This window comes from Marinomonas spartinae (assembly GCF_016461715.1).
GTDB classification, from domain to species: Bacteria; Pseudomonadota; Gammaproteobacteria; order Pseudomonadales; family Marinomonadaceae; genus Marinomonas; species Marinomonas spartinae_A.
In genome coordinates this window covers 152199-160927 of record NZ_JAEMUI010000009.1, presented here as the reverse complement: position 1 = coordinate 160927, position 8729 = coordinate 152199, and the positions used below count along the sequence as shown (strand labels likewise).

Sequence of the window (8729 nt, the reverse complement as noted above, 5' to 3'; positions counted from 1 at the left end):
TTTACGTTCAATTTGGAAGGAGTCAATTCTTTCTCATATCGTGATTTAAGCGTCAAAAATATTATCTCAAAAAGACCTATCCTTATATAGATTAATGCATTAAATAAATTTGTGCGCAAAAATGGAACGTTGTGCACAAAAACTGTGCGTTCACTGTACTGAATTCAAAAGTATAATTTTTGATTAGTCTATATAAGGCACTATAAAAATTTCATAAACACAATACTCAATAAAATTAAAAAGTTTATATCAGAAGAAATACTTGACTATTATTACTGGAGAAAATTGGCGATAACTATTGGTAATTGAGTCTCATTAACAACCAATTAGTGTTAAATCACTACGCTTTAGCTATCGCTAGGTTTGCTGTACATCTGGTAAAATTTACTTGTCATTGAGGACAATCTATACCCTCGATGTGGTTAAAGTGCAACAGAGTTTGTTGGGAGTGGAGACTTGTATTTTAAAGCATCCCCGTTAAGCAGGGCTTGGTTTAGAGGATAATGGGTTTGAGTAGTATTGGGTTCTGGGTTCTTACATGTTTATCGATGGTCATGGGGGCTGAAAATGAAGAAAGTTGTTTAGTAAAAAATGCAGAAATAATATATTGGATTGAAAATTAAAGCTGTCTGGAAATACGATATTTAGTGCAACTCATTTCACCTATGAGAGATCTTTCAATAATGGCGTTAACTAATATCGCAGAAAAAGTGATCTATTGTTTACCCGGAACGATGTGTGATGAACGCCTCTGGCAATTTATTGACAAGGTACTGGTCGGCTTTACTCTTAAGCATGTCTCGTTGCCGCAAGAAGAGAGTATTAAGGCGATTGTTGAGTCCTTGGCGGCAAGTTTGCCAAGCTCACCGATTCTTCTCTTAGGCTTCTCCATGGGAGGCTATATTGCCAGTGCGTTTACGCTTAAATACCCTGAGCGAGTGGCTAAGTTGATGGTTGTTTCCAATACGGCTCAGGGGTTACAAGAAAGTGAAATAGCCCAACGCAAGCTTGCGCTGAATTGGGTGGCCAAGAATGGTTATAAAGGGATTCCCCCTAAGAAAGCCATGTCTATGTTGGCACAGCGTAATAGGCACCATGAGTACCTTATCGAGTTGATCAAAGAGATGGATGCATCGTTAGGAGAGAAGGTGCTTATACAACAATTGTCTAGTAGCTTGGAGCGACCTGATATTCTGTTCAACTTACTGACCTTGGGTATGCCTTTATGCTTTTGTTTAGGGGAAGAAGATTCGTTGATTTCTCCACAAAACCGACGCGCTTTAGAAGAATGCAAAACATCAACACAGGAGAATAAAAGGGTTGAGGTGTATATAGCAAGCCACTGTGGCCATATGGTGACTCTAGAACAGCCTCTCTGGCTTTGCCAAAAAATCAAAGCTTTTTTTAGGGGGTAGAAGGCTAATTTATGGGAGTGTTGCGAATTTATGAAAAGCATCCACAAAGACTGTGGATAAATCTGGGGGTAGAAGGAGGTAATAAGCATCCTTGCCAGACAGGGCGGCCCTTACTGGATTTGTGTGTTTTTTGACCAGTAGTCGCCCTGTTTTTTTCCTATGAGTTGACGTTAAAAGTGCTCCAAATCGGAGCATGATCAGATGGTTTTTCTAAGGCGCGTAGCTCATAATCCACGTCGGAATCCGCTAAATAGGGCGTGAGTCCTTTTGATGATAAAATCACATCAATACGCAGACCACGCTTAGGTTCATCATCAAACCCTTTGGAGCGGTAATCAAACCAACTAAAGCGATCGTTTGTATTTGGGTTGAGTTGGCGATAAGTATCATCAAAGCCCCAGTCGGTTAATGTTTTAAACCATTCTCTTTCTTCTGGTAAGAAGCTGCATTTTCCGGTTTTTAACCAACGCTTGGCGTTAGCATCGCCGATGCCAATGTCTAAATCCGTAGGGGAAATATTAATGTCACCCATCACTATGATTTTTTCGTCAGGGGAGTGGGTGGCCAGATAAGCCATTAGATCCGCGTAAAACTTACGTTTGGCAGGAAACTTGGTTTCGTGGTCACGGTTTTCGCCTTGAGGGAAGTAGCCATTGAGGACTTTAACTGGCCCTTCAGAGGTTTCGAAAGTGGCGATAATCATGCGACGCTGTGCGTCTGCATCGTCCCCTGGAAACCCATATTCCACATTTAAAGCGGGTTGTTTACTGAAAATGGCCACGCCGTAGTGAGACTTTTGCCCATAGTAATAAGCATGGTAGCCAACGGACTTAGGGATATCATGGGGGAAGGCGGCATCGTCTACTTTGATTTCTTGTAAGCCAATGACATCTGGCGCGTGTTTTTCCACCAGCGCTTGTATCTGATGAGGTCGTGCTCGTAAGCCATTGATATTAAATGAGACAAATTTCACGGTGATTCCTTGTTTGGCGAATTTATTTAATGATACCGAGTTGTTGAATGGTCATAAAGCAGTTTGCCTCTTGAGTTCGATGGTTTTGCTGGATTATTTCGGGGTATTTTTGGGAAGAAGAGGCAATGACGTTTTGTCCTTGATAGCGCCATTGCTTTTTAGAGAGTTACATAGAAGTAGATTTGACGAGTTCGAAAGCCGTATGGCCTGTGAGGAGTTTCTCGGCTCTTACAACTGTAAATCCAGCATCGTTTAGCAGGCTTTCAATATCCGATGTGTCCCTTGGGTGTGTTCCGTCTTCACAGATGACGGATTGAAAGAGTGCGTTAAAGATTAATCTAGGAGAGTCGTCTTGTTTGGTAACAATGGGTTCGACGATGAGTAACCGACCATTGACGATGGATCTCGATATGGTTTTGAGAATAGTGCTGCTAGACTGATCGTTCCAGTTATGCAGAACATTTTTGAGAATATAGACATCGTAGCCAGATGGCACGGAGTCAAAAAAGTCACCGGGATGGAGGGTTATTCTATCTTTGACCGATTCTGGTAGGTGATCCTTGTTTCTTGTGCAAACATCATCTCGATCAAAAATACACCCAGTTAAGTGATCGAATTGCTTCAGTACTTCGATGGTAATCACGCCACTTCCGCCGCCAATGTCGATAATCTTTTTGCTGTCAGAAAACATTGTTGCAAAGGTTTTCGTGATTTCTTTTCCGACAGGGCGTGAAAAGTCACGCATTGCTAGATCATAGACCAATGCTCTGTCAGGCGTATGATCTAAATAATCATATAACGTTTTGTTGTAGATATGTTTGAACCCTGAGTTAGTCGTTTTGGTTGTATACAACAAACCATCATAGCCGTTGTAATACTCATGTCCAAATAGCCGACAAAAATGTCTCATCGATTGCGGGTGGTTTGTCATCAGGAACATTGAATAGTCACTGTTTGTTACGAACCCATCGTTATCTATTGTGAAAAAACCAAATAAACTAATAACTTTTAACAGGTTTAGCAGTATGACTTTATCGACGGCCATAGATTCTGATAGTATGTCAATATGTACGGCATTTTGATTAATTATGTCTGCTACTCCTAATTCTGCAGCAACATTCAATGATTTAGCCGCTAATGGCATCATCATTATTTCAGAGATTTTCCCTATAGAGTCCATAGTTTTCATAAAACCATCCTGTTTTATTGATTATAAAAGGTTTTTTAACAGCTAGATGGTATTGGAAAAAACTTAATTTTTTATTAAGAAAGTGAATTTTAGAGCTTCCCATTTAACAGCAGTGAATTATTTGAAAAGCTGGTTTTGTATCAAATTATTTTTTTATAACTATTTGATAATATTGGTTTTTTTAATTTTTATATGGTTTTTAATTTGATGGTATCTTGTACATTATGGAAAAGGATGTCGTTTTTCATTGCTTTGGTTGTGTTTTATAAATGTTATTTACATAAACAATTTTGTTAACAAATATAGTTTTATATTTTTTAGACTTAGATCAACATTATTAAGAATTTTTCACTTTTTTTTGATACTTAATATTTCTTAATGAAATCTTAAGTATCGTATTGTTATTTTATGTACATAGTCGATTTAGGAATGATCGATTGGCTTTATTAGTGTTTAAAAAAGCCGATAATTTAAGGAGATTTTATGTTGAAAAAAGATCAGGTTTTTAGTGCTATCTCAAAACAATCGGTTTTAAGACCTAAGAAAAAAGCTGTCGTATTTCAAAATGAAAGCTTATCCTTTTCTGATCTGGATTGTTATTCCAACCGGCTTGCTAATCGCCTAGTTGTTAATTACCCTACGATAGAAAACTCAGACTTTAATAAAGGCACAGATTCACGAACAATAGCAGTGCTTCTTGAACCAAGCGTATTCCTTCCTGTCGTTATTCTTGCGATTATGAAGGCCGGATTGAGTTATGTTCCGCTATCATCCTTTTTACCCGCCAAACGTATTCAGCAGATTCTTGATGACTCTCGGGCTTGTCTTACCATTACATCACGACGCTTATTCGAACAATACTATGCGGTGGTTGAAACGACACCAGCTTTGATCATGGATGATATTGATTTATCAGCTGGCTTAAGTGATCGACCTATCATCGATACTATGGAGAATTCTATTGCGTATATTTTGTATACGTCTGGGTCGACAGGCAGGCCGAAAGGCGTGGAGGTGGAACACAGCAGCCTATCTTATTATCTTAACTGGTTTAACTCGCATTTATGGCCTAAAACAGAAGCTATTTTACCTCTTACATCATCACTAAGTTTTGCGGCTTCGTTAACTCAACTTTTTGCACCGCTGCTAAGGGGCGATACGTTACATATTCTTCCCGCAGGGATACTTAATCAACCTGAAGCGCTATTAGAATGGTATCAAGATAAGCCAAATGCTGCTTTATATTGCGTGCCCACTATTTGGAGTGAGCTATTAGATTATAAACAATCTCTTGATAGGGGTGTTGTATTACCAAAAACCTTGTTTTTGTCAGGAGAGGCGGTTTCAGAAGCGCTAAAGGAACGCACTTTTGCAGAAGTCGATAATGTACGTTTGTTTAATCTATATGGTCCTACAGAAACGGTCGCGAATTGCTCTTTCTCTGAATTGGAGCAAGGGGTGCCTGTCACGATAGGACAAGCCATCGAAGGGAGCCATATTTTTCTGTTGGATAAACAGGGCGTACTGGTTGGTGATGGTGAGGTTGGCGAAATATGTGTTTCAGGGCCTGGGGTCGCTTACGGTTATAGTAATCAACCTTTGCTAACGGCAAAACATTTTTTCGTCCACCAGCAACAAAAAGCATACCGTACAGGTGATCTCGGACAATTTAATCATCATGGCGAATTGCTCTATTTAGGACGACAAGATAATCAGGTCAAGGTCAATGGTGTGCGTATAGAGCTTGCTGATATTGAAGAGAATTTACGTCAGCATCCTAATGTGTCCAATGCGGTGGTTTTGTTCACAGACATGGGGTTGATGGCTTATCTGCTGTGCAGGGAGCATGTTAAAGTGAATGAGCTTCGATCTTTCATGTTAGAAAGATGTCCGGGGGCGATGATCCCCTCACAATTTATATGTCTTGATGCGTTTCCAAAGTTACCAAATGGTAAGCTTGATCGCAATCGATTGCCTTCTCCAGCCCCCGTTCGACCTGATCTAGATACCATTTTTCAACCTGCCGCCAATGACCTTGAGCAAGAGCTTATTGATATTTGGCAAGAAGTTTTAGGTTTTTGTAACTTAGGTGCTGAGGATGATTTTTTTGATTTAGGTGGTAATTCATTACATGCCATGCGGGCTCGCACTTTAATTCGTCAGCGCTTGTACAGCAATATTGATTTTAGTTTGTTTTTTCATAACACCACACCACGCAAACTGGCAATGGTAGTACCTTACTATATCGATGACGAAGATATGGCGAGTCAGATGTTTACTGAGTCACTCACTATTCCAGCAGAGGACTTTTCTGAGCTTTCTTCGCAACAGTCTTATTTTTTGGCACTTGAGCAGACCAGCTCACAGCCGAAAGCTTATCACCCCGCTTTTCTTATTCGTGCTCAAGGTAAAGCGGATATTCAAGGAATTGAGTGGAGTGTAAAACGGGTATTGGAAAGCAATCCTGTATTGCGCTCTCAGTTTGATCTTGATCATTTTACAGTTAAAGAGGGCGGTATTGCGACAGAGGCTATTCATATCGCCAAGCGTGATTTTCAGTCTATGGGGATGAGCAGTGATCATTTGAGCCATCAAGACTTGTTGGCGTTAGCTGATTTGCCTGATATTGATCTGGAAAATACGCCAGCGATTAGCCTTGCCATATTAATGTTTCCTAAAAATGTCTATATGCTGATTTGTCGTGTGCATCACTCAGTATTCGACCATGATTCAATTGGTTTGTTTTTTGATCAATTTACTCAGGCATACCGAGCTTTTATCGCGGGAGATTACAGCTTCGCCAGTGAGGTTTACCACCAGTATGCCCCCTATGTTAAATGGCAAAAAGCACAGCCATGTCATAGTGATAAATTGGTTGACCAAGAGGAATGGCGCTTTTGGTTGACGACGTTAGAAGGCTACTTAGGAAGAGGGGCGGATGCTTCGGCGTTTGAAATGAAAACGTCTCCCTCAGGACGAGGGTTATCGATCACATTGACCGACGCATTTAGTCAAGCAATTCGACACTTTGCTCATCAAAAGAATACCACTGCCTATGTGGTGCTTTTAACGTTATTTAACTTGGCTCTTAATCGTGAGACACCTTATAAAAAGACAACGATTGGTCTGCCAGTATCAAACCGTGCCTTGCTTCAAGGAAATAATCAAATTGGTTGTTTTGTTAATATGATGACGTACTTCGAGCCAGTAGAAGACACAAGCAATATTACTATGCAATTAGAGGCGAGTAGTAAAAAACTGTATGGAATGCTAGAAAATCAGACACTTCCGTATCAAATGCTATCAACTGAGCTAAGAAAAAAAGGCTGGGCTGACAGGCTTCATTCTCCCGTTATTTTTAATTTTCTCACCAATGTGGCTTCCACTATTAAGGTTGATCAATGTGAATTTAACGTAACTCATATTGTTGAACAATTTGGACGCTGTGACTTAATTCTTACTGTCGACGATTGTCCTGAGTTTGTTTTAAATTTTGATTATGAGCATAGCGCATTTACTAAAGAAGAAATGTCTCGTTTTGCGCAATGCTATTTGCAGCTGATTTCTAGCTCGTTAGGGATATAAGGTCTTTCATTTAGATTTTGTACTTGGTTACTCCTGGCACATCTATCAAAAGGAATGGATAGGAATGTTAAAGTTAATTCATCATTATTTTTCCGAACAAAAAAATAATACTCCAGATACTATTGCTTTACGGAGTGATAGCGGAACCATGACCTATCGTCAGTTGGATCAACGGGCCAATATTATTAGTCAAATATTAATAAATGGTGGCATCCAAAGTGGCGATGTGATTGGTGTATACATGAACCGAGGCGAGAATTTGGTAGCGGTGTTATTGGGGATTTTAAAAGCCGGTGCCTGTTACCTTCCACTAGACCCTTATTATCCTGAAGAACGTTTGGCCTATATGGTGAATCGCGCGAATACGACTCTTGTTGTGAGCGATAATTTTGAGGAGATGGATTGGCTGGATAGTGATTGTCTACGTTTAGATATTAATCAGGTCGATTTTACATTGCCCGTGGCGCCAACCTTGTCTTATCTCGATGAGGAGGCCATGTGTTATGTGATTTTTACTTCTGGGTCTTCTGGTAACCCTAAAGGAGTGATGCTTTCCCATCGGACAGTGGTCAATTATTTATTGTGGATGAAAAGCGAGTTTGAGCTGTCTGAAAACAGTCGAATATTGAATTTATCAACAATCAGTTTTGATGTGTCTGTCTGGGAAATTTTCTTGCCGTTAATCTCTGGTGGAAGCTGTGTTCTGATCGCCGAGGAAGCCAAATACGATCCTGTCCTACTGGCGGAATCTGTTCGTCGACATCAGGTGACCATGGCTCAGTTTGTTCCTACATCCCTGCGAACGCTGGTTGACAGTAATGTTCTTCAGCAATGCTCCTCACTTGAACATATTTTTTCTGGGGGAGAGGCGTTATCACAGCGCTTAGTGGACGAATTGGCGGCCCAGTTTTCCGGTAAGATTCATAATTTATATGGGCCGACCGAAGCCACGATATTTTCCTGTCACTGGCGCTGTTTGCCTAATCTTAATGAAACCATGGTACCTATTGGTAAACCCGTTCCCTATGCTCAAATTTACCTTTTGGATGACAATCTTCAGGAAGTCTCTATAGGAGACTGTGGAGAGCTATATCTCGCTGGGGATACATTGGCAAAAGGTTATATTGGTCAGCAAGAACTGACGGAAGAACGTTTTCTCCCTAACCCTTTTGCTCAAGACCCTTGTCAAAAAATGTACCGCACAGGGGATTTGGTTAGTATGCGAGAGGATGGCGTACTGTTATTTCATGGTCGAGCGGATTACCAAGTCAAATTACGAGGTCATAGAATCGAGTTAACTGAAATTGAAGCTCAGCTTCAAGCCCTGCCAAATATTTCGCTGGCTGCGGTTATTGTGGACGACACGAATAAAACCTCTCCTTATTTAAAAGCATTTTATACACCTACGAATAAAGATATTGATGATTTACAAACTATTAAAGAAGCCTTGTCGAAAGTGTTGCCTTATTATATGCAGCCGTATCGTTATTACTCATTTGATAGTTTGCCTACCCTTCCTAATGGAAAAATTAATAAAAATGCACTGAGCTTGATTGAATGAAAGGAT

At 40.2% G+C, this 8729-nt stretch carries 5 protein-coding genes; 3 read left to right on the top strand and 2 right to left on the bottom strand.

What is annotated here, in order from left to right; translation table 11 throughout:
• Nucleotides 1-683 precede the first annotated feature (683 nt).
• Nucleotides 684-1415, top strand: a complete 732-nt coding sequence (locus JHD45_RS10570; protein ID WP_199476485.1) for an alpha/beta fold hydrolase — start codon at nt 684-686, stop codon at nt 1413-1415.
• 157 nt (nt 1416-1572) lie between these two features.
• On the opposite strand, the gene xthA is transcribed toward JHD45_RS10570, so the two are convergent.
• Nucleotides 1573-2388 carry an exodeoxyribonuclease III gene (gene xthA, locus JHD45_RS10565; RefSeq protein WP_199476484.1) on the bottom strand — a complete coding sequence of 272 codons (816 nt, stop codon included), beginning with the start codon at nt 2386-2388 and terminating at the stop codon, nt 1573-1575.
• Nucleotides 2389-2554: 166 nt separating this feature from the next.
• A complete protein-coding gene (locus JHD45_RS10560; RefSeq protein ID WP_199476483.1) occupies nt 2555-3577 on the bottom strand; it encodes a methyltransferase in 1023 nt (340 codons plus the stop codon).
• Between the two features lie 483 nt (nt 3578-4060).
• On the opposite strand from JHD45_RS10560, the gene JHD45_RS10555 reads away from it, so the two are divergent.
• Both JHD45_RS10555 and JHD45_RS10550 read left to right on the top strand, forming a co-directional pair.
• Nucleotides 4061-7162 (top strand): non-ribosomal peptide synthetase, encoded by a 3102-nt coding sequence (locus tag JHD45_RS10555; protein WP_199476482.1) that lies wholly within the window; start codon nt 4061-4063, stop codon nt 7160-7162.
• A 64-nt stretch (nt 7163-7226) separates the two neighbouring features.
• Nucleotides 7227-8723, top strand: coding sequence for a non-ribosomal peptide synthetase (locus JHD45_RS10550; protein WP_199476481.1), 1497 nt, complete (start codon nt 7227-7229; stop codon nt 8721-8723).
• Nucleotides 8724-8729 lie beyond the last annotated feature (6 nt).

Coding starts and splice junctions, on each gene's coding strand:
- JHD45_RS10570 (WP_199476485.1), top strand. CDS start 684: ATGGCGTTAACTAATATCGCAGAAAAAGTGATCTATTGTTTACCCGGA.
- JHD45_RS10555 (WP_199476482.1), top strand. CDS start 4,061: ATGTTGAAAAAAGATCAGGTTTTTAGTGCTATCTCAAAACAATCGGTT.
- JHD45_RS10550 (WP_199476481.1), top strand. CDS start 7,227: ATGTTAAAGTTAATTCATCATTATTTTTCCGAACAAAAAAATAATACT.
- JHD45_RS10560 (WP_199476483.1), bottom strand. CDS start 3,577: ATGAAAACTATGGACTCTATAGGGAAAATCTCTGAAATAATGATGATG.